Annotated in this window: 18 protein-coding genes; 10 read left to right on the top strand and 8 right to left on the bottom strand. The window is 64.1% G+C overall.

Going from position 1 to position 22,119, the window contains the following annotated elements; genetic code table 11:
* Positions 1–261: 261 nt before the first annotated feature.
* The gene (locus JQ631_RS14845) at positions 262–4,377 is read left to right on the top strand and encodes a bifunctional diguanylate cyclase/phosphodiesterase (RefSeq protein WP_212327202.1); all 4,116 of its coding nucleotides are present in this window, start codon (positions 262–264) and stop codon (positions 4,375–4,377) included.
* 13 nt (positions 4,378–4,390) lie between these two features.
* Here the strand turns inward: JQ631_RS14845 and galE are convergent, their stop codons facing one another.
* Genes galE through JQ631_RS14830 form a run of 3 tightly spaced genes read right to left on the bottom strand, consistent with a single transcriptional unit; the run spans position 4,391 to position 8,490 of the window.
* Positions 4,391–5,383 (bottom strand): UDP-glucose 4-epimerase GalE, encoded by a 993-nt coding sequence (gene galE / locus JQ631_RS14840; RefSeq protein WP_212327200.1) that lies wholly within the window; start codon positions 5,381–5,383, stop codon positions 4,391–4,393.
* Between the two features lie 16 nt (positions 5,384–5,399).
* On the bottom strand, positions 5,400–6,206 hold the full coding sequence (locus JQ631_RS14835; protein ID WP_212327198.1) for a WecB/TagA/CpsF family glycosyltransferase: 807 nt from the start codon (positions 6,204–6,206) through the stop codon (positions 5,400–5,402).
* Positions 6,199–8,490, bottom strand: a complete 2,292-nt coding sequence (locus JQ631_RS14830) for a GumC family protein (RefSeq protein WP_212327196.1) — start codon at positions 8,488–8,490, stop codon at positions 6,199–6,201. Before JQ631_RS14830 ends, JQ631_RS14835 begins: the two co-directional genes overlap by 8 nt.
* 727 nt (positions 8,491–9,217) lie before the next feature.
* On the opposite strand from JQ631_RS14830, the gene JQ631_RS14825 reads away from it, so the two are divergent.
* Positions 9,218–10,246 carry a glycosyltransferase family 2 protein gene (locus JQ631_RS14825; RefSeq protein WP_212327195.1) on the top strand — a complete coding sequence of 343 codons (1,029 nt, stop codon included), beginning with the start codon at positions 9,218–9,220 and terminating at the stop codon, positions 10,244–10,246.
* Between the two features lie 11 nt (positions 10,247–10,257).
* Here the strand turns inward: JQ631_RS14825 and JQ631_RS14820 are convergent, their stop codons facing one another.
* Positions 10,258–11,223 carry a glycosyltransferase gene (locus JQ631_RS14820; RefSeq protein ID WP_212327194.1) on the bottom strand — a complete coding sequence of 322 codons (966 nt, stop codon included), beginning with the start codon at positions 11,221–11,223 and terminating at the stop codon, positions 10,258–10,260.
* 227 nt (positions 11,224–11,450) lie between these two features.
* Between JQ631_RS14820 and JQ631_RS14815 the strand changes: the two genes are divergently transcribed.
* From JQ631_RS14815 to JQ631_RS14800, 4 genes are all read left to right on the top strand, one after another.
* Positions 11,451–12,518: a glycosyltransferase gene (locus JQ631_RS14815; RefSeq protein ID WP_212327193.1), complete on the top strand. Its 1,068-nt coding sequence runs from the start codon at positions 11,451–11,453 to the stop codon at positions 12,516–12,518.
* Positions 12,519–12,556: 38 nt separating this feature from the next.
* The gene (locus JQ631_RS14810; protein ID WP_212327192.1) at positions 12,557–13,909 is read left to right on the top strand and encodes an O-antigen ligase family protein; all 1,353 of its coding nucleotides are present in this window, start codon (positions 12,557–12,559) and stop codon (positions 13,907–13,909) included.
* A gap of 151 nt (positions 13,910–14,060) precedes the next feature.
* Positions 14,061–15,203: a GNAT family N-acetyltransferase gene (locus JQ631_RS14805; RefSeq protein ID WP_212327191.1), complete on the top strand. Its 1,143-nt coding sequence runs from the start codon at positions 14,061–14,063 to the stop codon at positions 15,201–15,203.
* A gap of 82 nt (positions 15,204–15,285) precedes the next feature.
* Positions 15,286–16,170: a protein-L-isoaspartate O-methyltransferase family protein gene (locus tag JQ631_RS14800; protein ID WP_212327190.1), complete on the top strand. Its 885-nt coding sequence runs from the start codon at positions 15,286–15,288 to the stop codon at positions 16,168–16,170.
* A gap of 258 nt (positions 16,171–16,428) precedes the next feature.
* On the opposite strand, the gene wrbA is transcribed toward JQ631_RS14800, so the two are convergent.
* The 3 genes from wrbA to JQ631_RS14785 are packed head-to-tail and all read right to left on the bottom strand — an operon-like array spanning position 16,429 to position 18,555.
* A complete protein-coding gene (gene wrbA, locus JQ631_RS14795; RefSeq protein ID WP_212327188.1) occupies positions 16,429–17,028 on the bottom strand; it encodes an NAD(P)H:quinone oxidoreductase in 600 nt (199 codons plus the stop codon).
* A 42-nt stretch (positions 17,029–17,070) separates the two neighbouring features.
* On the bottom strand, positions 17,071–17,769 hold the full coding sequence (locus JQ631_RS14790; RefSeq protein ID WP_212327186.1) for a pirin family protein: 699 nt from the start codon (positions 17,767–17,769) through the stop codon (positions 17,071–17,073).
* A gap of 33 nt (positions 17,770–17,802) precedes the next feature.
* A complete protein-coding gene (locus JQ631_RS14785) occupies positions 17,803–18,555 on the bottom strand; it encodes an SDR family NAD(P)-dependent oxidoreductase (RefSeq protein WP_212327185.1) in 753 nt (250 codons plus the stop codon).
* A gap of 116 nt (positions 18,556–18,671) precedes the next feature.
* On the opposite strand from JQ631_RS14785, the gene JQ631_RS14780 reads away from it, so the two are divergent.
* Complete coding sequence (locus JQ631_RS14780; protein WP_212327184.1) at positions 18,672–19,607, top strand: LysR family transcriptional regulator; 936 nt, start codon at positions 18,672–18,674, stop codon at positions 19,605–19,607.
* 71 nt (positions 19,608–19,678) lie between these two features.
* Positions 19,679–20,200 carry an REP-associated tyrosine transposase gene (locus tag JQ631_RS14775; protein ID WP_212327183.1) on the top strand — a complete coding sequence of 174 codons (522 nt, stop codon included), beginning with the start codon at positions 19,679–19,681 and terminating at the stop codon, positions 20,198–20,200.
* A 46-nt stretch (positions 20,201–20,246) separates the two neighbouring features.
* On the opposite strand, the gene JQ631_RS14770 is transcribed toward JQ631_RS14775, so the two are convergent.
* Entirely contained in the window at positions 20,247–20,504 is a 258-nt protein-coding gene (locus JQ631_RS14770; RefSeq protein WP_212327182.1) for a hypothetical protein, read from the bottom strand.
* A gap of 158 nt (positions 20,505–20,662) precedes the next feature.
* Between JQ631_RS14770 and JQ631_RS14765 the strand changes: the two genes are divergently transcribed.
* The gene (locus tag JQ631_RS14765) at positions 20,663–21,649 is read left to right on the top strand and encodes a tripartite tricarboxylate transporter substrate binding protein (protein WP_212327181.1); all 987 of its coding nucleotides are present in this window, start codon (positions 20,663–20,665) and stop codon (positions 21,647–21,649) included.
* A 96-nt stretch (positions 21,650–21,745) separates the two neighbouring features.
* Positions 21,746–22,102, top strand: coding sequence for a hypothetical protein (locus JQ631_RS14760; RefSeq protein WP_212327180.1), 357 nt, complete (start codon positions 21,746–21,748; stop codon positions 22,100–22,102).
* The last annotated feature ends 17 nt before the right edge of the window (positions 22,103–22,119 follow it).

Below are 22,119 nucleotides of genomic sequence, written 5' to 3'. Positions count from 1 at the left end.
TTGTTGGACGCCATCGTCTCAAAGCGAGGCTGCGATATCAATCTCCCGTAAACCAATACAGGGCTGCAAATTCGTAAAGAGAGCACGCCGTTCGTCGGACGTTCCTTCCGCGCGACGGTATTCCCGGGAGTTTTTCGGCTGTCATTCGCAGCTCGTTCACTCTGATTGGCGGTTTACCTGCTGCAATAACGACCACTTAGGCGATCCCCGCTGATAACGTCGTCTGGGAGAAAAAGGCAGAAATGCCCGGGAGTTGAGATTGTGTCGACGACACTCGCGCGCACCTTTGCGGCGTTGAGCGCTATCAATGAGGCGATCCTCTACGCGAAATCGCCGGACGAGCTGTACCAGAAGGTCTGCGACGCCGGATTTTCGAGTGGAGACTTCATGGCCGTTGCCGTGTTCCTGGCAGACCCGGATGGTCAGCGCTTGCGCTTTGCCGCCGGCTGCGGCGACGACGTGGCGCGGCTGCGCGCGATCAAGATCACCACGGAAGCCGGCGAGCCTGAGGGCTTGGGCGTCGGCGGTGAGGCGTTTCGCAACCAGAAGCTCTGCATCAGCAACGACTATCTGAACGATCCGCGCTCCCTGGCGTGGCGTGAGGGCGCGGCCAGCGCGAAGATCGGCGCCGCGGCGGCGCTGCCGCTTCTGTGCAACGGCAAGAGCGTCGGTGTGCTGTTCGTGACCCGCAGCCAGGCCGGCTCGCTCGACGCGCAGATGGTATCGCTGTTCGAGCGTATGTCGGGCAACATTTCCTATGCCTTGGACAATTTCGCACGCGAGACCGCGCGGCAGACCAGCGATCGCGCGACGCGGCGGCTCAACCGCATGTTCGGCGCGCTGAGCGCAACCAATGAAGCCATCCTGCGTGCAAAAACCGAGCAGGAGCTGTATCAGCTCGTCTGCGATGCCTCCGTGCACGGCGGCAAGTCGTTGGCGACGTTTGTTCTGCTGAAGGAGCAGGATTCGCACTGGTTGCGGCCCGTGGCCGGCACGGGAAAGAATCTGGAGATCGTGGCGCAGACGCGCTATTCCACCGATCCCGAGAATCCCTATGGCCGCGGCATCTCCGGCGAGGTGTTTCGAACCCAGCGGCCCATTGTCGAGCGCGACCTCGCGCGTCGGACCAAGGGGACGCCGTGGGAGCAGCCCAATCTCAGCACCGGCGTCGCCGCCTGTGTCGCGGCACCGCTGACCAGGCATGGCCAGAGCATCGGTGTCATCCTGTCCTTCCTCAGTCAGTCCTGGGCCAAGGATGAGGAAATCGTCGCGCTGATGTTGCGCATCGCCGAGAACGTCTGTTTCGCGATCGACAATTTCGACCGTGAAACCGAGAAGGCGCTGATTGCCGAGGAGGAGGAGCGCCTGGCGCGCATGTATGCGGCCCTCAGCGCGACCAATGAAGCGATCTTGCGCGCGCACTCCCGGGCCGAGCTTTTCGACCTCGTCTGCGCAGCGACGGCGAAGGGCGCCAAGTTCACCTCGGCCACGATCGCGCTGGTCGATCACCATGCCGAGCTGCTCCGTGTCGTCGCCTGCTATGGGCCGAACGCGGATATGGTTCGCGGCTTCAAGTTCTCCACCTCCGAGCAGGAGCCCGAAGGGCGCGGATTGACCGGAACGGCCTTCCGGACGCGCCAGCCCTGCATCAGCAACGACGTACTGGCCGATGACCGGATCAAGCCCTGGCAGGCCAACGCCCGCCGCAATGGCATCGGATCCTCTGCGGCCCTGCCGCTGTTCAACGGCGAGACCGTCGAGGGCGTATTCCTCTTCAACTCTCCGGAGCGTGGCACGTTCACGCCTGAGTTTGTCGAGCTGTTGCAACGGCTCCAGGCCAATGTCGCCTTCGCGCTCGAGAATTTCGACCGCTCGGAGGAGAAGGCGAAAGCCGAGATGCAACGCAATCGCCTGCGAGGCATGTTGGAGGCGCTGAGCGCGACCAACGAGGCGATCATGCGCGTGAAGACCCGCGCCGAGTTGTTCGACGCGGTTTGCGAGGCCGCCGTGCTCGGCGGTACCTTCTCGTCCGCCACGATCGCCATGGCCGACCCGACCGGGCGCTATCTCGACATCGCCGTCACCAAGGGCGAGTGCCGCAGTCATGTCGAGAAATGGAGATTTTCGACCTCGGCCGATGATCCGCGGGGGCGGGGCCTGGCCGGTACCACGTTCCGCACCAAGGCGCCCTGTGTGGCCAACGAGATCCTCACCGATATCCGCACCACGCAGTGGCATCAGATCGCGCGCGATCAGGGCACCAAGTCGGGCGGCTGTTTTCCCCTGCTGAAGAACGGCACCGATGCCATTGGCGTCCTGCTGTTCCTCTCGCCGGACGAAGGTACGTTCACGCCCGACCTCATTCAGTTGCTCGGGCGGCTGGCGGAAAACGTCTCCTTTGCGCTCGACAATTTCGACCGGGCCGAGGAACGCGCACGGACCGAGGCGCAAAAGGAGCGCCTGACGCGCATGTTCGCGGCGCTGAGCGCCACCAATGAAGCCATCGTGCGCGCCAAGTCACGCGCCGAGTTGTTCGAGCTGGTGTGTCAGGCCGCTTCCACCGGCGGCAAGTTCACGTCCACGACGATTGCCCTGGCCAGCGCCGATACCGATCAGCTCGCGATCGTGGCGGCGGCGGGACCTTCCGCCGAGACCACCCGAAACGTTCGTCTCTCCATCGATGCCGACCGGCCCGAAGGCCGCGGCATGAGCGGTACGGCGTTCCGCACCCGCCAACCCTGCATCAGCAACGATTATGTCAACGACGGTCGTGTCAGCGCCTTTCATGCTGTCCTTCAGGGCGATGGCGCGCGCTCAGGCGCAGCGTTCCCGCTGATCACGCACGACAGGGCGGTCGGCGTCATGATTTACATGTCGATCGAGCACGAGACCTTCACCACCGAGTTCGTCGAGCTGTTGCAGCGCCTGGCCGACAACGTCTCCTTCGCGATGGAGAATTTCGATCGCGCCGACGAGAAGAACGAGGCCGACGAGCGGATCGAGTACCTCGCCTCCCACGACAGCCTGACCGATCTGCCGAACCGCGAGACTTTCAACGGATTGCTGCGCGAGGCGATCGACGCGGCACAACGCCACGATCACCGTTTCGCGGTGCTGTTCATCGATCTCGACCGTTTCAAGGTCATCAACGATTCGCTGGGCCACGAAGCCGGCGATCTGCTGCTGCTCGAGGTGGCGAACCGGCTGCGCGGCGCGCTGCGGGCCAGCGACGTGGTGGCACGGCTCGGCGGCGACGAGTTCGTGGTGATCCTCGACCAGTGCGGCGAGATCGACGACGTCCAGCACATCGCCACCGCGCTGTTGGCGGCCCTCGGCAAACCCATGGAACTTGCCGGCCATGAGTGCCACACCACGGCCTCGATCGGCATCGCGATGTATCCGGCCAACGGCGCCGACGCGCAGACGCTGACCAAGAACGCCGACATGGCGATGTATCTCGCCAAGGAAGACGGCAAGAACGGCTATCGCTTCTTCTCCAAGGAAGTGAAGACGCAGTCGATCGAGCGGCTGTCGCTCGAAAGCGCGCTGCGCCGCGCGCTGGAGCGTGAGCAGTTCTCGCTGAACTATCAGCCCAAGGTCGACATGGAGTCCGGCCAGATCACCGGCGTGGAAGCGCTGCTGCGCTGGAGCCATCCCGATCTCGGCAACGTCTCGCCGGCGCAGTTCATTCCGCTTGCGGAGGAAACCGGCCTGATCGTGCCGATTGGCCGCTGGGTTCTGAACGAGGCCTGCGCGCAAGCGATGGCCTGGCAGCGCCGCGGCCTGCTCCCATTGTCGATGGCGGTCAACTTGTCACCGCGGCAGTTTGCCGACGAGCACCTGTTGCAGGACGTCGACGAGGCCCTGGCGGCTTCCGGATTGTCGCCGGTACTGCTCCAGCTCGAAGTCACCGAGAGTATGATGATGCGCAATGTCGGGCGCGCGCTGAAGGTGCTCGACGCGATCCAGAGCCGCGGCATCCGGCTTGCAATCGACGATTTCGGCACCGGCTATTCGTCGATGTCGCTGATGAAGCACTTCCCGATCGACACGATCAAGATCGACCGCTCCTTCGTGCGCGACCTGCCGCAGGATTCGGAAGACCAGGCGATCGCGCAGGCGATCATCAGCATGGGCAAGGCGCTCGGTATGACCGTGGTCGCCGAGGGCGTCGAGAACGCCGAGCAGGAGGCATTCCTGCGAACCCATGGCTGCGACGAGATGCAAGGATTCCTGATCGCAAAGCCGTTGCCGGCGGACCAGATGGCCGAGTTGCTGCGGCCGATGGTATTGCCCGTCGCGCCGCCGCTCCAGCCGGAGACGGACCCGGCCGTCGGCGAAGCCGCGGCGCTCCGGCCGAAACGCGCTGTCGTCTGACGGCAGCGGTTGCTTAGCGCGCCTTGAGTGGATGTGCCTTCTGGTGCCAGGCCCAGGCCGTTCGGATCACGGTCGACAGGTCGGAATGGCGCGGGACGAAGTCGAGAACCTTGCGTGCGGCAGAGGCGTCGGCGACCAGATAAGTGGGATCGCCGGCGCGGCGCGGCTTGACCGTGTGCGGCACGTCGCGCCCGGTCTCCTGCCTGATGGCGTTGAGAATCTCGCGCACCGAGAAGCCTGAGCCGGTGCCGAGATTGAAGCTGCCGCCGGCATGTCCCGTTTCCAGGAGCTTCAACGCCGCGACATGTGCAGCGGCGAGGTCAGTAACGTGGATGTAGTCACGGATCGCGGTGCCGTCAGGCGTATCATAGTCATCGCCGAACACGGCGAATTCGACATGGCCCTGCAACGCCATCATGGCGCGGGGGATGAGATGGGTTTCGTTGTCACGCAGTTCGCCGATACCGCCGGCCGGATCGGCGCCGCTGGCATTGAAATAGCGCAGGCAGAACGCGCCGAAGCCGTAGGCTGAGCGGTAGTCGGCGAGCATGCGCTCGATCATCCACTTCGAAGCTCCGTAGGGGTTGATCGGTGCGCAGGGAAAATCTTCCGGAAGTTCCTTGGAATCGGCGTTGCCATAGACGGCGCCGGTCGAGGAGAACACGATGCGATGACAGCCTGCATCGCGCATTGCCTGCAGCAGCGACAACGTGCCCTGGACGTTGTTGATGTAATATTTCTGCGGATCGGTCATGGACTCGCCGACGAGGCTCGCTGCCGCAAAATGCATCACGGCCGTCACTTTGTGATCGGCAAAGGTGCGTGCCAAGGCTGCTGCGTCGAGCAGATCGCCCGCGACAAGTTCCCCGGTCACAAAATTGCGATGACCTGTCGAGAGATTGTCATAAACGACAGGCCGATAGCCGGCAGCGGTCAAGGCGCGGCAGGCATGCGAGCCAATATAGCCCGCGCCCCCTGTGACGAGGACTGTCGGTCGATCGGTCATGTCGTTCTTCTACTCTTCAGCGATTGAGGGGCCGGTTGCGGCTGAAGAGAAGATAGATCGCGCGGGGGTTGGTGGTCAAATAGCGCCAGAGCAGGCGGCGCGGCTCGAGCCAGGTGCGCCAGGCCCATTCGAGCCCGACCTTCTGCATCCATTGCGGCGCGCGGGAGCGGCTGCCCGACAGGAAGTTGAACAGGCCGCCTGACGTTTTGATGACGCCGACATTGGTCAGCAGCGGGGTGTATTCCTCGACGAAAACCTGCTCGTTGGGCACGCCGAGTGCGACCCAGAGGAAGTCGGGCGAGAGAGCATTGATCTCCTCGACCTTGGCGCGCATGGCGTCGCCACGAAGATAGCCATGGCTATATCCGACGATCTTCAGCTTCGGATACAGGTTCTGGACGCGTCTGACCGCTGCGGCGTTCTCTTCCTCGCTGGCGCCGAGCATGTAGAAGGTACGGCCGGTATCCTGCGACTTGCGTGCGACGACATGGAACAGGTCGGTGGTGGCAACGCGCTCCGGCAGCGGAAACCAGGATTGAAGCCGCGATGCCGTCACCAGCGGCTGGCCGTCGGCATTGATCAGATCGGCTGCGCGGAACAGGCGATCGGTCTGCGGCTCTGTCGAACAGCGCGCCAGCACCTCGCCATTGGCCGAGGTCAGATACAGCGGCCGGCTGATACGGTGGCTCCGATCGGTGGCTTCGATCATGAAGTCGGCGGTCGCTTCCAGGTCGAGTGCGGCCATGCGAAGACCGCCAACGGTGATCCGTGGTACGTCGGCCGTCGCGGCCCGGCCTTCGGGATTGACGCGGCGCTCAAGCATATTGTTTGCCTCGCTGGCGCGTTTGGGTTGCAGGCGTGAGTTCGTCGAGCACGACACCGACGAGCTTGCGCTGGGCGCCGCCGAGTGCGGTCAGGATGTCTTCCATGCTGTCGTTGATGTCGAGGCTGGTCGGCAGCACCGCCACCAGCGCGTCAGTACCATCGAGCAGCTTGCGGCCCGCGGCAGAGAGCGGCATCTCGGGGCCGTCGAGAATGACGAGGTCATAGCCACCGGCCGAGCGCGCCTGCGCGATCGCCTTGCTGATGGCGTCAGCAGCCTTGCCGGCATCGCTCCCGGTCGCAGGCAGCACCGAGATTCCGTTGACGGTCTTGATCTCGCGCGCGGCTTTGTTGCCGATCGAGAGCCAGCCGAGTTTGCCGGGTTCGCTCTTGCCGGGCCGATTGATTCTGCTCGAGAGCGTGTGCGCCTGATGGTCGGCATCGATCATCAGCACGCGGCTGCCGTCGCGCGCGGCGGCGAGCGCGAAGTTCAGCGCGGTCACGCTGCGGCCGGTGGTGTCGCCGGCACCGACCAGTGCCATCACCGGCATGGTCTTGCCGCCGGCGCGGCGGGCCATCGCGGCACGCATGTCGCGCCAGGCGTTTAGCAGCGTCGTCAGCGGAAATCCGGGGCGCAGCGTCGGCCAGCCGATTCGGGTCAGGTCGACGCCGCCGCCGGTGGCGAGAATCGCGCCGAGCGTGCGGATCACGTCCGCTTCCTGGAGACGGGCGATTAGCGGCTTCTCGACCAGCGCAAGCGCAGGTGAAGGCGTGATGGATTCGGGCTGAGGCCGCAGGACGTCAGGCGAGGGCGTCTGCGCTCGGCGGCGCGGTTCGGGGGCGGACGCGCCGTTGAACAGATGTTCTGCCGCGACGAACCAGCAGGCGGCGGCGAGCGCGCCGAACATGAAGCCGATCATCGCGAACAAACTCATTCCCGGCGGGAACGAGCGGCGCTGCGGCACAGTGGCCTCACCGATGACGCGGGCTGCCGAAGTGTTCAGGGTTTCCTGCTCCTCAGTCTCGCGCGAGCGCTTGAGGAAGGATTGGTAGACGTCGCGGCTCGCGTCGGCCTCACGCTCGAGCTCGCGCAGCCGCACGGCGGCCTGGCTGAGCTGCAGGCTCTGCCGCTTCTGCACTTCCAGCGCCCGGTTGAGCGACGCCTCGTAGTCGCGGGCGCGCGTCAGATCGTTCTTGGCCGACAGCGCAAAGCGCTCGATCTCCTCGTTGATCGTGCGCTTGAGATCTTCGACCTGCTTTTCGGTCTGGCGCAACGCGGGATGACGTGGGCCGAGCTCGGCGGTCTGCTCCGCATATTTCTTGCGGGCATCCGCATATTGCGCGCGCAAATTGGCAATGGTCGGCGATTGCAGCGCTTCGGGGATCGCGCCTGCATCCGCGGCGGTCCGCTTGTTCGCCTCGATCTGGTCCAGCCGTGCCTGCGCGTCCATCGTCGCGGCGCGGGCCGCGGACAGCCGCTGGTTGCTGGAGGAGAGCTGCTGATCCGAGATCAGCGAGTCCTGGGTACCGACGAAATTGTTCTGGGCCTTGTAGGTTGCCAGTGCGGTCTCGGCATTGCGCAGCCGCTCGCGCAGCTCCTTCAGCCGGCCCGACAATTCGCTGGTCGCGCGCCGCGCCGCCAGGGCCTGGGAGTTGCGGGACTCCGTGAGGTAGGTGTTGGTCAGGGTGTTGGCGAGCATCGCGGCCTTGGCCGGATCGATCGACCAGACTTCGATGTCGACGATGAAGCTCTTCTCGGTCTTGCGGATCGTGATGTGCTTGTTCAGCGCGTCGAGGGCTGCAAGCTGCACCTCCTTGGTCTCCGCAGCGGAGGGCGCCCGCGCCTGAAGGCCGATCAGGCCGAGCAGGGACGAGGTCAAGGTCTTGCCGTCACCGCCGCCGAATTCCGGATCCTTGTCGAGACCAGCCTGCTGGATCACCTGCAACAGCACGCTGTTGGAGGTGATCAGGCGCGCCTGGCTCTCCACCACCATGGACATGCCGGAGACGTCCTGCGCGCGCGGTGTGAGCTCGCGATCGACGAGCTGAAGCTCGCGCGGGTCGACGTAAAGCTGGGCGATGGCGGTGTACCGCGGCGTCAGGCTCTTGCCGACCGTGACCGCGAGGCACGCGCCAATCAGAGCGGCTGAGGCAATCGCGATCTTGCGCCGCCACAGCAGGCTGACGAGCTCCAGCACGTTGAAGCCGGCCTCGGATGTCCGTGGCGGGGCTTCCGACGCGGTCGGAGTTCTGGCCCGATCAATCGGCTGGCTGTAGTCAAGCATCGTCCCCAGCTTTCATTCCAACGGTCGCGGGCTGAGGGGTTACTCTTCGCTTTACGCCTCGCACCGGGGATATGGGCGCGCAATCAACGCAACAGGGAAAATTAACCATACTCATTGCGGGACTATTCACCGAAATGGCAAACAAAGCGTTTAAGCGCAGGCCACCATTTGCCGCATCGTTGTGCCGCTGCGGCGTCAGCCGGCTCCCAGTGATTAACGGTTCGTTACCGTGCACGCCCAGCGGCGAGCGGGCGTCCAGTATTGTCGCGTGATGGCTGGCCTGCGCACGCATGACCGTCAGGTCTTTCGCAGGATGACGTGAGTGGCTGACTCGTTCATTTTCCGACTGCGCCTGTTCTCTACAAATTTACAGGAAGAGACCCGCGACCTCGAAGAGCAAATCTGATGCCGCGGGGCGCCGCCGATCGCGGTGCTTACGGTGCGGTTAATCCGACCCCACGTTAACTACGGCGTCGTCCATATTGTGCTGCTCTCGCGTGATGGACTGCAAATTGCAGTGTCAAGCGCGAACGAATTCGTACCGAAGACACGCCGAAGCGATCAAGCGCATGATAGGACGCCTCACGGCCGGGACATCGTCGTCGCGGTGCAATTCGAGCACCCGAGCCGGCCGCTCATTTTGGAGCGCATCTGTCCCGTGCGGTCGTGCCGTCGTGGGACAGTGGACGCAGGGCTTTTTCAACATATCTCAGGCATTGAGAACACAATGACGTTGATCCCGACAGATTTGTCCGCCAGCCGGATCTCGGATGCCGTGCGCGATCCCTTCAGGGAGATCGCGGCGAGTTCGCGCGTCATCGACCTCTCGGTCGGCATCGTCGTCTGCATTCCCTGCTTCCGCCGTCCCGATCATCTGCGGCTGACGCTGGACTCGCTGGTCAATCAGCGCACGCCGCGCTCTTTCGCGGTGGTCATGGTCGAGAACGATGCTGCAGCACGCGCGAGCGCACCGGTGGCTGCGGAATACCTCGCCGCCGGCAAGCTCCAGGGCATCTGTCTGGTCGAGAAGCGGCAGGGCAATTGCCAGGCGATCAACGCCGCGTTCGAGGCGGCACAGGCGGTGTTTCCCGCCGCGACCCGCTTCCTGATGATCGACGACGACGAGATCGCTTCGCCCGACTGGCTCGAACTGATGGTTCGCACCGCGGAGGCGACCGGTGCGGACGTGGTCGGCGGACCGGTGCTGCCGGTGTTCGACGACGACAGCCAGCCCTGGCTCGCGCGCCATCCCGCCTTCTGTCCGGCCTACGACTACACCGGTGCGGTGCCGCTGATCTACGGCTGCGGCAATTGCCTGATCACGCGCGCGGCTTTCGAGCGGCTCGGTGGCCCCGCCTTCGATCTGAAATTCAACTTTCTCGGTGGCGGCGATTGCGATTTTTTCTATCGCGGCCGCAATGCCGGTCTGATTTTCCACTGGACGGCGGAAGCCGTCATCACCGAGACCGTGCCGCAAAGCCGCACCCGCCTCGGCTGGATCGCCAGGCGCGGCCTGCGGATCGGCGTGATCAACTACCGTGTGCGGATCAAGGCAGTGCAGAGTACGGCGGAACGGACGCGCGTGTTTGCGCAAACGCTGGCACGGCTGCCGCTGTCGCTGGTGCGCTCGGCGCGCCTGCTGGCGTCATCGAAAGCCGTCGTCGCGATGCACCCCATGCTCGTGGCCGTCGGATCCGCACTGGCGGCGCTGGGCTACGATCCGAAGCCCTATGAGGCCTCGAAGATCGGTTCCTGAGGCCTCAGCCGCTAGATCCCAAAATATGAAAGAGCGATCTTGATCGCGGACCGCGGCATCGCCTTGAGCGAGCGCTGCCCGACCATGCCGAGATAAGCAAGCGCCTCGCGATATCTTCCGAAGCGGACCGCCTGCGTTGCCGCATAGGTCACGAGATGGATTTCTGCCGCCTGCCGCAACCGGGGCGCTGCGCCCGATGGCAGCCTGCGCAGGATCGATTCATCGTCGAACACGCGCGCGACCGCCGGGAAGAAATCCTGCGGCGTTCGCACCGCGGCGTTCATGGTGTTGGCGGTGTGCAGGCGATAGTCGAGCAGAAGCCTTGGTACATAGGCAAACTCGCCTGTTGCAGCGAGGCGGCACCAGCAATGCCAGTCCTCGCAATAGCGCAGCGAGACGTCGAAGCCACCGGTGGCGCGGAAGGCCTCAGCGCGGACCAGCATGATGCCGCCATTGACGATGAAGTTGCCGGCGGCGAGCCGCTCCAGCACGTTGCCCGAAGGCTTGAGGCGTCCCTTCAGCAGGTCGCGACGACCGATTGTCCGTCCTGCGCTGTCGATCGTGTTGTAGTCGCCATAGACCGCCACCGCGTTCGGCGCGCCCTCCGCCGCCTTGAGCAGCGTCGTCACTGCATCGACCCGAAGGCGATCATCTGCATCGAGGAACATCAGCCAGTCCCCGCGCGCATCGCGTGCGCCGAGGTTGCGCGCGGAGGACACGCCGCTGGCGTCGTTCCGTATCAGGCGCAGCCGTGATTCGCGGATCGCGTTGACGATGGTCGTGGTGTCATCGGTCGAGCCGTCGTCGACGACGATCACCTCGATAACACCGTCCTGCGCCAGCGCGCTTGCGATGGTCTCGCCGATATAGGCCGCGGCATTCTTGGCGGGGATCACGACGGACACCAAAGGCGTCGCCGCGCGCGCATCCGCGACCGCGGCGGTCGATGCATCAAGCGTGGCGTCGGCGAGGGTCAAGCGAGGCTCGTAATGTTTAAGGATCTGTTAACCAGGCCGTTTGGCGAGGCCGTGGCGGATGATACCCACATAACGATCAAATCGTTGTTGCGAAGGCCGCACGAGTCGTCGGTTTCATAGATTAGCGTTAAACCTGTGGCGTTATGTCTGTCGCAGCTTTTTCAAAAGGTGCGGCAGCCGGTCGGTCTCATGCGAGAATGCGAGACCTGATGCCGCGGATGGATCCAGTGCCCGTAAAGACATTCGATTACGATTCCGACGACATGATCCTCAACCTGTTCTACGAGGACAAGGACGATCGCTGGTTTCCCGGCGACCGCCATCTGCGGCGCATGGCGCGCAAGATGCTGTTCGGCGAGCCGCGCATGAGCGGCCAGCTGCGCGTGTTCCTCAATCTCTGTGCCGGCCTCGATCGTCTCGGCATCCGCTATCGCGTCAACGACTACGGTTACATCACGCAGCATCCGGAGGAAGTGGCCTGCATCATCGGCCGTGCCTTCCTGCTCGACAAGTTTGTGTGGAAGAATCCGATCCTGCTCGGAGTTTGTGCCTTTAATCATCCGCTGGACGATCCCGACCTGTTCAAGCGGCTTCCGGTCAAGAAATTCCTGGTGCCCGGTCCCTGGTATGCCGAGATGTACCGGCCGCATTGGCCCGAGACGGAGGCCTGGCCCGTCGGCATCGACACCGATCTGTGGGCGCCGTCGCAGCCGCGCGAGAAGACCATCGACGTCCTGCTCTACGACAAGATCAGCTGGGACCGCGAGCACTACGTGCCCGAGGTGGCCGAGCCGGTTCGCGCGCGGCTCGTTAAGGAGGGGCGCTCCTTCACCGAGCTACGCTACGGCAGCTACAAGGAGGAAGATTATCAGGCCGCGCTGGCGCGCTCGCGCGCGATGATCTTCCTGTGCCAGAACGAGAGCCAGGGCATTGCCTATCAGCAGGCTCTGTCCACCGGCGTGCCGGTGTTCGCCTGGGATCCCGGCGGCCCGTGGCCGGATCCCGACTATTATCCGCACCGGGTTCAGTTCGGGCCGGTATCGTCGGTGCCCTATTGGGACGATCGCTGCGGGCTCAAATTCGCAGACCGCGCCGCCTTCGAGGCGTACTGGGCCGATTTCTGGGCCGGCTGCACCTCCGGCGCATTCGACCCGCGCGGCTACATCATGGACAGCCTCACGCTGGAGCAGCGCGCGCTGCAGTATTACGAGATCGCGCGCAGCGTCGCGCGGCAGAGCCGGGTTGCTGCCGCGTCTGACGTACTGGTTGACGGATGGTTAACGGAGGTGGGCTAGACCTCGGAGGTCTCCTTCGTCCGCTCAGGCCTCGAGGCATGGATCGCAGCGCCACTGACATGACTGACGTCGAGGCCCGCTCGCTCGGCCATGCGCTGCGCGGCGTGCTGGCGAGGTTCGACGTCGTGAACGCGGCGCGCTGCCTCGTTGCGGTCGCTGCGCTGCTACTGGTCCTGATCACGCTCGATCCGTTCCCCGACTTGCGCAACCCCGACGTCGCCACCGTCGTCAGCGGACGATTGGCGACGACCTATATTTCCTTCGGATTGCTGGCTGCGGTCGCGGTGCTGCTCACCATCACCACCGACGCGTCCTCGCTCAGAAGCCTGGTCACGCCGCTGCATCTCTGCCTGATCGGCTGGATGCTGATCAATATCGCATTTTCCGAGAGCCGCGAGCTCTCGATCCAGCGCTTCGTGCTCGCGGCCAGCGCCACCACGCTTGCTGTCCTGCTGCCGCTGCTGACGCCGACACCGCGGAGCTTCAATCTGTGCCTAGGCGGCGCCGCGCTGGCGCTGCTGGCCGTGTGCTTTCTCGGCGTCCTCTTTGCCCCGCAATATTCGATCCACACCGCGCTCGACGTTACCGAGCCGCAGCTTGCCGGTGACTGGCGTGGCAGCTTCGGTCACAAGAACATCGCCTCGCCGGTGATGAGCATCCTGGTCTATGTCGGCATTTACCTGTCAGCCGTGGGTTCCTTCGTGATGGGGCCCGCGATCGCACTGCTCGCGGGCATCTTCCTGATCTTCACCGGCGGCAAGACGTCGTCGGTGCTGTGCCTTGCGATCTATGCCCTGGCATCGCTGGTCTACGTTGTCAGGAGCTTGTGGCTGAAGCGGATGATCTGCTTCGTGCCGCTGATCGTGATGAACCTGCTGACGGTCGGCAGCGTCATGAGCCCGCTGCTCGGCAGCATCACGCGGGCGCTTCCTGTCGATCCGACCTTCACCGGCCGCTCCGAGATCTGGCAGTTTGCGCTCGGAGTCGTTGCGGAAAAGCCGATCGTCGGTCATGGTTATGCGGCGTTCTGGGACGGCGCGGCGGATGGGAAAACCATCCGGGGCTCGGAATGGGCGGTGACCGCTGCGCACAGCCACAACAGCTATCTCGATCTCGCCGTCACCATCGGCCTGCCGGGGCTGCTGTTGGTCATTCTCATTTTCGTGCTTGCGCCGCTACGCAATTTTCAGGAGACGCAGGCGCATAATCGCAGCAATGCGCTCGGCAAGCTGTTCCTGACCATCTGGCTGTTCGGCCTCTATTTCGGAACGACCGAGACCTTCCTGGTGGAGCGGCAGAATCCGGTCTGGTTCATGTTTGCGCTTGCGGTTGCCGGGCTGCATTTCCTGGCCAGGTTCCAGTGCGTCACGCAAATGGAACCCCAGCGCTGACAACTTGTCGCAGCCCGCGTTTCATATCGGCACACGATAGACATCGCACACGCCGCGACGGTATTGGCTTAACGATAAGCAGCGACGTAACTTGTGGTCTGCGGCAAAACATAATCTATCTGGAAACGTTCAGTAACTGTATGCCCCGCAAATGGCGTTTCTCAGCCTCGAGCAACTAGACGGTCGGGTGACCAGCACGTTGGGAATCTCAGTCGATTTCCTGCGCGACTGGCGACAGGCCGCATTGCGCCTGAACGCCGGCCATCGCACCGCATTTCAGCATGGTTACTGGCTGGGTGCCTGGTACGAGGCCTTTCACGGCGTCGCGCCGCTGATCGCTGTCATCACCGATACGACGACTGGCAAGGACCTCGCGGTGGTACCGATGTTCAGCCACATCAGGCGCGGTATCCGTATCATCGAGTTTGCCGATCTCGGGGTCTCCGACAACAACGCTCCGATCCTTGCCTGCGACGCGAGCTTCGATGCGGCCGGCGCGGAGGCGATCGGCGCGGCACTGGTCGATGGCTTGCGCGCCTTGCCTGATCGTTTCGACCTGCTTCGCCTGAAGAAGCTGCCGGCCTATGTCGGCGCCAAGCCGAACCCGCTGCTGTCGCTCGGCCGGCTCGGCTCGTGCTCGCTCAACGGCAATCTCGTGCTGACCGGCGACGACTACGCCGACTATCAGGCATCGATCAAGCGCATGCAGATGCCGCGCTGCTGGCGCGTGTTCGGCCGTCACGACGGCGCGCGGTTCGAGATTGCGACCGACATTACCCGTGCCCACGAACTGCTCGACGTCATTGACGTGCAGCAGCAGGAGCGCATGCAACAGCTTGGCTCGCGGTTCGTCCTCAACGACGAGGTTCACGCCCGCTTCTATCGTGACGTCGCCCGGCAAGGTGTCGCGGAAGGTTTCGCTGTGGTCTCGGCCCTCGTCTGCGACGAGGGCGTCGTCGCGACCACGTTCGGCGTCAGATACGGCGCGACCTACTACCTGCTGCGCATCGGCCATGCCGGCAAGCGCTGGGCGAATTGCTCGCCGGGGCTGCTCGTGACCGAACGCACGATGGCAGCCCTGCATGCGCAGGGCGTGCGGCGCTTCGATCTCAGCATCGGCAATCACGATTACAAGCGCCGCTTCGGCGCCGAACCGGTGCCGTTGACCGATGTCAGCGTCGCACTGTCCTGGCGCGGGTTGCCTTTCATGCTGCGCGACCGTGCCGCGCAGGGCCTGCGCCGTTATCCGAAGCTGGCGGCCTTTGCCACGCGGGCCATGGGCAAGATACGCTGAACTCCATCGCGCCTCTGGTTGCAGCGGTCACATGAAAATCGCATGAATTGTGCTATCGTCGTCGCCTCAGCCGGGAGGCGACATGCACGATCGTTCGGATAAATTTCGCGCGTTCTATGCGCAGTTGATCTGCGCTGCGGCCAAGGCCACGGATCCGCGCCTCGAGCAGGCCTTTCGCAAGGTGAGGCGCGAGCCGTTCGCCGGGCCCGGCCCGTGGTCGCTCTCGTTTGGCGGCCATCCCTATGTCGTGACGCCCGATGACGATCCCGCCTTTCTCTATCAGAACGCGCTGCTCGCGCTGGATCCGGCTCGTGGCGTCAATATCGGCATGCCCGGCGCGCACGCTTATTGGCTCAGCGGCTGCGGCGTGAGGGACGGCGAAACCGTGCTCCAGATCGGCGCCGGCACCGGCTATTACACCGCCGTTCTGGCCGAACTGGCCGGCCCCAATGGCCGCGTCTATGCCTATGAGATCGACGAACGGCTGGCGGCACTTGCGCGCGAGAATTTGAAGGACTTCGCTACGATCGAGCTGCGCGAGCGCTCGGGCATTGCGTGCGATTTGCCCAGCGCCGATGTGATCTATGTTTGCGCAGGCGCGGCGCAGCCGGCGGCGGAATGGCTGGAGGCCTTGCGGCCCGGCGGCCGGCTGGTGTTTCCGCTGGCGCCGGAGGGCGTGCTCGGCGGCATGTTGATGATCACGCGCCCGGAGCAGGGAAGGGCGTGGCCGGCGAAATTCCTGAGCCGGGCCCAGTTCATCGGTTGCGCGGGACTTCAGGATGCGGATGCCGGCAAGCGATTGGCCGAGGCGTTCGCGAAGGGATGGGACAGCGTGCAGTCGATGCGGCGAGGGAGCCCGCCTGACGATACCTGCTGGTTCGCCGGCGACGGCTGGTGGCTTTCAACAGCGCCCGCTTCTGCGCCGGCGGTCAGCATTCCCCCACACGCCGACATCACGCAGGCCTGACACTCACGATCCCCCGCACTCCACGCAGTGAAACCGGCCGCGCGAAGCGCGGAACAGGCTGCGGCAATACCAGCGTCGGGCAAGCGCCTGGGCCGGCCTGCGGATCATTTGTGCGATCAAGAGAAGCTCGAAAGCCATTCGCGTCGTAAACCCTGCGCATCGTCAATTTGTCATTTGCAGAAACATAGATGGGGCGGCATTCCCGTCGGAGAATGCCGCCCGCGTCGCATCTGCCATGCAGCTGGTTGCAGCTTAAGCTTAACCGTGCAGCTTCTTGGCGGTCTCGGCGATCTGGCGCCCCTGATAGCGTGCGCCGGCGAGCTCATTGGCGCTGGGCTGGCGGCTGCCGTCGCCTCCGGTGATCGTGGTGGCGCCGTAGGGTGCACCGCCGGTGACCTCGTCGAGCTTCATCTGGCCGGCAAAGCCGTAGTTCATGCCGACGATCACCATGCCGAAATGCAGGAGGTTGGTAATGATCGAGAACAGCGTCGTCTCCTGGCCGCCATGCTGGGTCGCGGTTGCCGTGAAGGCGCCGCCGACCTTGCCGTGCAGCGCGCCCTTGGCCCAGAGCCCGCCGGCCTGATCGAGGAAGTTCGCCATCTGCGAGGCCATGCGGCCGAAGCGGGTGCCGGTGCCGACGATGATCGCGTCGTAGTTCGCGAGGTCCTCGATCTTGGCGATCGGCGCTACCTGATCGACCTTGTAATAAGAAGCCTTGGCGACCTCGGCCGGTACCAGCTCTGGCACGCGCTTGATGTCGACGGTGGCGCCGGCTTCGCGCGCACCTTCAGCGACGGCATTGGCCATCGCCTCGATGTGGCCATAGGCGGAATAATACAGGACGAGAACTTTGGTCATGTTGGTCTCCGTTGATTGGATGTGATTGCCGGTTGTTGGGTGTTACGCGGCGTCGACGAGCACGAACTCGGAATCTTCCAGCGCCGTGATTGTCAGCTTGCTCTCGTCGCGAATCGCGGCGCCGTCGCGGGCATTGACGCGCACGCCGTTGATCTCGACCGCGCCTGCCGCGGGTACCAGATAAAGATGCCGAGACCTCTGCGGCTCGTATTCGGCACTCTCTCCGGCCTTCAGCGTGGTGGCGAGCACGCGTGCATCGGCGCGGATCGGCAGCGCATCGGTGTCGCCTTCGATGCCGCTCGCGATGGTGACGAGCTTGCCGGAGCGATCAGCCTTCGGGAACGGCTTCGATCCCCATGTCGGCTGTCCACCGCGCGCTGTCGGCTCGATCCAGATCTGGAAGATCCGCGTCTGCGTCGATTCGAGATTGTACTCGGAGTGGCGGACGCCGCTGCCGGCGCTCATCACCTGCACGTCGCCCGCTTCAGTGCGGCCCTCGTTACCGAGGCTATCCTGATGGGTGATCGCGCCCTCACGGACATAGGTGATGATTTCCATGTTGGCGTGGGGATGAGCGGGAAAGCCCGTGTTCGGCGCGATCTCGTCATCGTTCCACACTCGCAAGGCACCATGGCCCATATTGTTGGGATCGTAGTGGCTCGCGAAGGAGAAGTGATGCTTGGCCTTGAGCCAGCCGTGATCGGCGCCGCCAAGCTTGCTGAAGGGTCTGAGTTCGATCATGGGAGTGTTTCCTTGAGGGGAGGGAGTTTGGCGCTAGGCGCCAAACCCGCCGTCGACGTTGAGTACGGTGCCGGTGACGAAGGAGGCTTCGGGGCTAGCGAGGAAGACGACGCCGGCTGCGACTTCCTCGGGACGGCCGAAGCGCTGCAGTGCGTGCTGCTTGCGCTGGGTCTCGGCGAACTCGCCGCCGTCCTTCGGGTTCATGTCGGTGTCGATCGAGCCGGGCTGCACCACGTTCACGGTGATGCCGCGCGGGCCGAGGTCGCGTGCCGCGCCCTTGGTGTAACCAACCACGGCCGCCTTGGTGGCGACGTAGTCGGCGAGGCCCGGGAACGAAGCGCGGTCGGCGAGCATCGAGCCGACGGTGACGATGCGGCCACCTTCACCCATCAACTGCGAGGCGGCGCGGATCGCCGCGATCACGCCATGCACATTGACCTGGTCCTGCCGCTCAAGCGCTGCCGTGTCGGCGTTGGCGTCGTCGATCGCGCCGCCATTGGCGACACCGGCATTGTTCACGAGGATGTCGAGATGGCCGAATTCCTTGGCGACGTCGTTGACCAGCTTGGTCACGTCCTTGGCCGAAGCCTGGTCGGCCTTGAAGGCGCGGGCCTTGACGCCGCGAGCCTTCAGTTCGGTGACGACGGCTTCGGCCTTTTCGGGTGAAGCGACGTAGCTGATGGCGACGTCAGCGCCTTGATCGGCGAGTGCGCGGGCAGAGGCCGCGCCGATGCCGCGCGAGCCGCCAGTGACGAGGGCAACCTTGCCTGAGAGCTTCTTGGTCATTGGATTTCTCCATTCCTGAATGTCTGATGACCCTTGGATATGTCGCCGCTTGTGGTATAGAAATAGAAACTGTCGAAACACATTGTTTCCCTAAATATCCTGATTGGATTGATCCAATGGCAAAGCTCCCCGACTTCGAGGCACTCGCGATTTTCGCAAAAGTCGTGGAGTTACGGTCGTTTGCGGGGGCTGCGAGCGAACTGGCAATGTCCAAGGCCACGGTGTCCAAGGCGGTAACGCGGCTGGAGGAGCGGCTCGGTGCGCGGCTGTTCAACCGCACCTCGCGCCGGCTGGCGCTGACCGATGCCGGCCACAAGCTCGCCGACCGCGCCACACGCTTGCTCGCCGACGGCGAGGCGGCCGAGAACGAGGCGCTGGCGCAATCGGTGGCGCCGCGCGGCCTGGTGCGGCTCGCGGTGCCCATGACGTTCGGCATCAAGGCGGTGGCGCCGCTGCTGCCGGAGTTTTTCGAGAGCTATCCGGAGGTTTCGGTCGATCTTCACTTGAGCGATGCGACCGTCGATCTCATCGGCGAAGGTTTTGACATGGCGGTGCGGATCGCACGGCTGCCGGACTCCTCACTGATTGCGCGCCGGCTCTTCACCATGCCGCGCTTCACGGTAGCCGCGCCGTCCTATCTGAAGAAGCACGGCCGGCCGACGCATCCGATGCATCTCGCCGAGCACAAATGCTTCAGCTACGCCTATCTGTCGACGCCGAACGTCTGGCACTACACCAACTCGGCCGGCGAGCAGGCGAGCGTCCGCCCCGGCGGCCAGCTTCGCGTCAACAACGGTGAAGCCGTCATGCCGTCGCTGATATCAGGCCTCGGCATCGCCGAGCTGCCGGAGTTCATCGTCGGCGATGCGATTTCGTCCGGCGCCGTCGAGGTGATCCTGAAAGACTGGAAGCAAGCCGAAGGCGCCGTACACCTCGTCACGCCACCCGGCGGCCCGCGTCCCGCCCGCGTCGAAGCGCTCGGCGATTTCCTTGCGGCGAAGCTGCCAGGGACGTGCAAGCGACGGCCGAAGAAGATTGGGAAAGCGGGGTAGCCATTGATACGCAAGCCGCCGTAGGGTGGGCAAAGCGAAGCGTGCCCACGTCTTTGCCTGGGGGATCGCAGTTGTCTCGATATCGGCGAGCACAGGGGAGCACGTTCTTCTTCACGGTCGCACTCGCTGACCGTTCAAGCACTCTGCTCGTGGATCATGTTGATCGCCTGAGGCGAGTTTACCAGACTGTCCAGCAACGCCGCCCGTTCGCCACGGTCGCTATTTGTATCCTGCCGGACCATCTCCATGCAATTTGGTCGCTTCCGGATATCGATGTCGACTTTGCATCGCGGTGGAATCTGATCAAAGGCGGCTTTTCTCGCGGCTTGGAAGCGCAAGAGCGTTCGGCAAGCAAGCTGCTCAAGCGCGAGAAAGGCATTTGGCAGCGCCGCTATTGGGAGCACGCAATTCGCGATGACGCGGATTTGGAACGGCACGTTGACTACATACACTTCAATCCTGTGAAGCACGGTCTCGTCGCGCGTGTGCGCGATTGGTCTCTCAGCAGTTTCCATCGCAATGTCGAGCAAGGCATTCTTCCCGCAGATTGGGGAGGGAATATGCGGGACATTGCGGGGCATTTCGGCAAGTGACCGTGGGCACGGCGCGTTGCGCCTTTGCCCACCCTACGAGGTCTCTCTACGACACCTTGACGCCGTCGATCGCCACAATGCGTAAGCCTGGCTTCACCGTCTGCTCCAACCGCGACTTCAGTTCATGCACGCGCGGATCGGTCGAGCGTGCCGCGCACACCGCGTATTGATGCACGGACTGGGTCAGGGCGCGCCGCGCCTCCGGCGTTCGCGTCATTTCGGGTTTTGACAGCCGCAGGACGATCGCTGCGAGGTTGACCAGCATCTCGTCTAGGGCCACGTCGATGGTCGCAAATTTTCCCATGGCACATTCCCTCCTCACACTCCCCGTCAGGGCAACGGAGGGTCGAGGGATGCGTTCCGGAGCGGGACGAACATGGCTAACGCTTCGTAAACGGCTTGTTCTTGCCGATCGCCACGCTAGGCTGGGGCTGAAGCAAGAAAATAAGGGGAGGGGCTGCCATGGATCGACGTGACGTCTTGCGCGCCGTTGCGGCATTGCCGCTGTTGCGTGCTGCAATACCGGAAACGGCCTTCGCGCAAACCTATCCCGTGCGCAACATCACGATGATCGTGCCATTCCCCGCCGGCGGTCAGGCCGATCTTGCCGCGCGTCCCGTCGCGCAGGCGCTGGAGCGGATTCTCGGCAAGGCGGTCATCGTCGACAACCGCGCCGGCGGCGGCGGCGGATCGGTCGGCAACGCCGCAGCGGCACGCGCCGAGCCCGACGGTTACACGCTGTTGATGACGCTATCCTCGCTCGCAGTGTTGCCCGAGGCCGACAGGTTGTTCGACCGTCCCGTCGCCTACGAAGTGTCGCAGTTCATGCCCATCGCGCGCGTGCTTGCCGATCCCACGCTGCTCGCCGTGCCGGCCTCCGCGCCATGGAAGACGGCGCAGGAGTTCGTCGAGGACGCGAAGACGCGCCCCGGCCAGATCACCTACGGCTCGTCCGGGCCCTACGGCACGCTGCATGTGGCGATGGAGATGTTCGCAAACAGCGCCAGCATCAAACTGCTGCATGTGCCGTTCCGCGGCGCAGGGCCGGCGCTGACCGCGCTGCTCAGCGGCACCGTGCAGGCGATCGCCGCCGCACCAGGCACGGTGAAACCGCAGGTCGACGACGGCAAGCTGCGCGTGCTCGGCAATTGCGGCGCGCAACGCGTCGCGAGCTTCCCTGATGTGCCGACCTTCCAGGAGCTCGGCTACAAGGATGTCGAGATGTACATCTGGGCCGGGCTGTTTGCGCAGAGCTCGCTTCCAGCGCCGATCGCAAGCCGCCTGCGCGAGGCGATGGCGCAGGTGATGGCGAACCCTGATGTGCTCAGGACATTCGATGCCTCGGGCAGTCTCGTCGCCTATCAGGACGCGCCCGCTTTCTCCGACTTCGTGGCGACCGACAGCGAGCGGCTGATAGCGGCGGTGAAGAAGATCGGCAAGGTGGAGTAGGTTCCAGCTACGCTTTCACATTTAGTTGTTGGTCCAGAACCGCCTGCCGCCTCATTGATTGACGAGAATCCGAGGCAATCAGGAAGGATCAGGACCATGCGAACAGAGCGGATTGCGCTGGGTGTGGCGCTTGCGATCGGCGGCATCGTTGCGCAGAGTGCAGCATTCGCCGAAGAGTACCGCGGAACCATGGAACAGCAGATGGCCTGCACGCCGGACGTCTGGCGCCTGTGCAGCGATCAGATTCCGGATGTGAACCGCATCACCGCATGCCTGCGGCAGAATACGCCGCAGCTCTCGAGCGGTTGCCGCGCCGTATTCGAGTCCAACAACCAGATGCCGCCGCAACAGCAGGTTCCGCGCAACCGTGCCGTACCGACGCCGCGGTACAACAATGCGCCGTCACCCTCCCAGCAGATGCCGCCGCGTCCTTACGACGATGACGACGAATAGGCGCGTTGACTGGAGTG

This window comes from Bradyrhizobium manausense, from assembly GCF_018131105.1.
GTDB lineage: Bacteria > Pseudomonadota > Alphaproteobacteria > Rhizobiales > Xanthobacteraceae > Bradyrhizobium > Bradyrhizobium manausense_B.
Note: the sequence above shows the minus strand (reverse complement) of the source record. Positions and strands in the feature narration are given on the sequence as shown.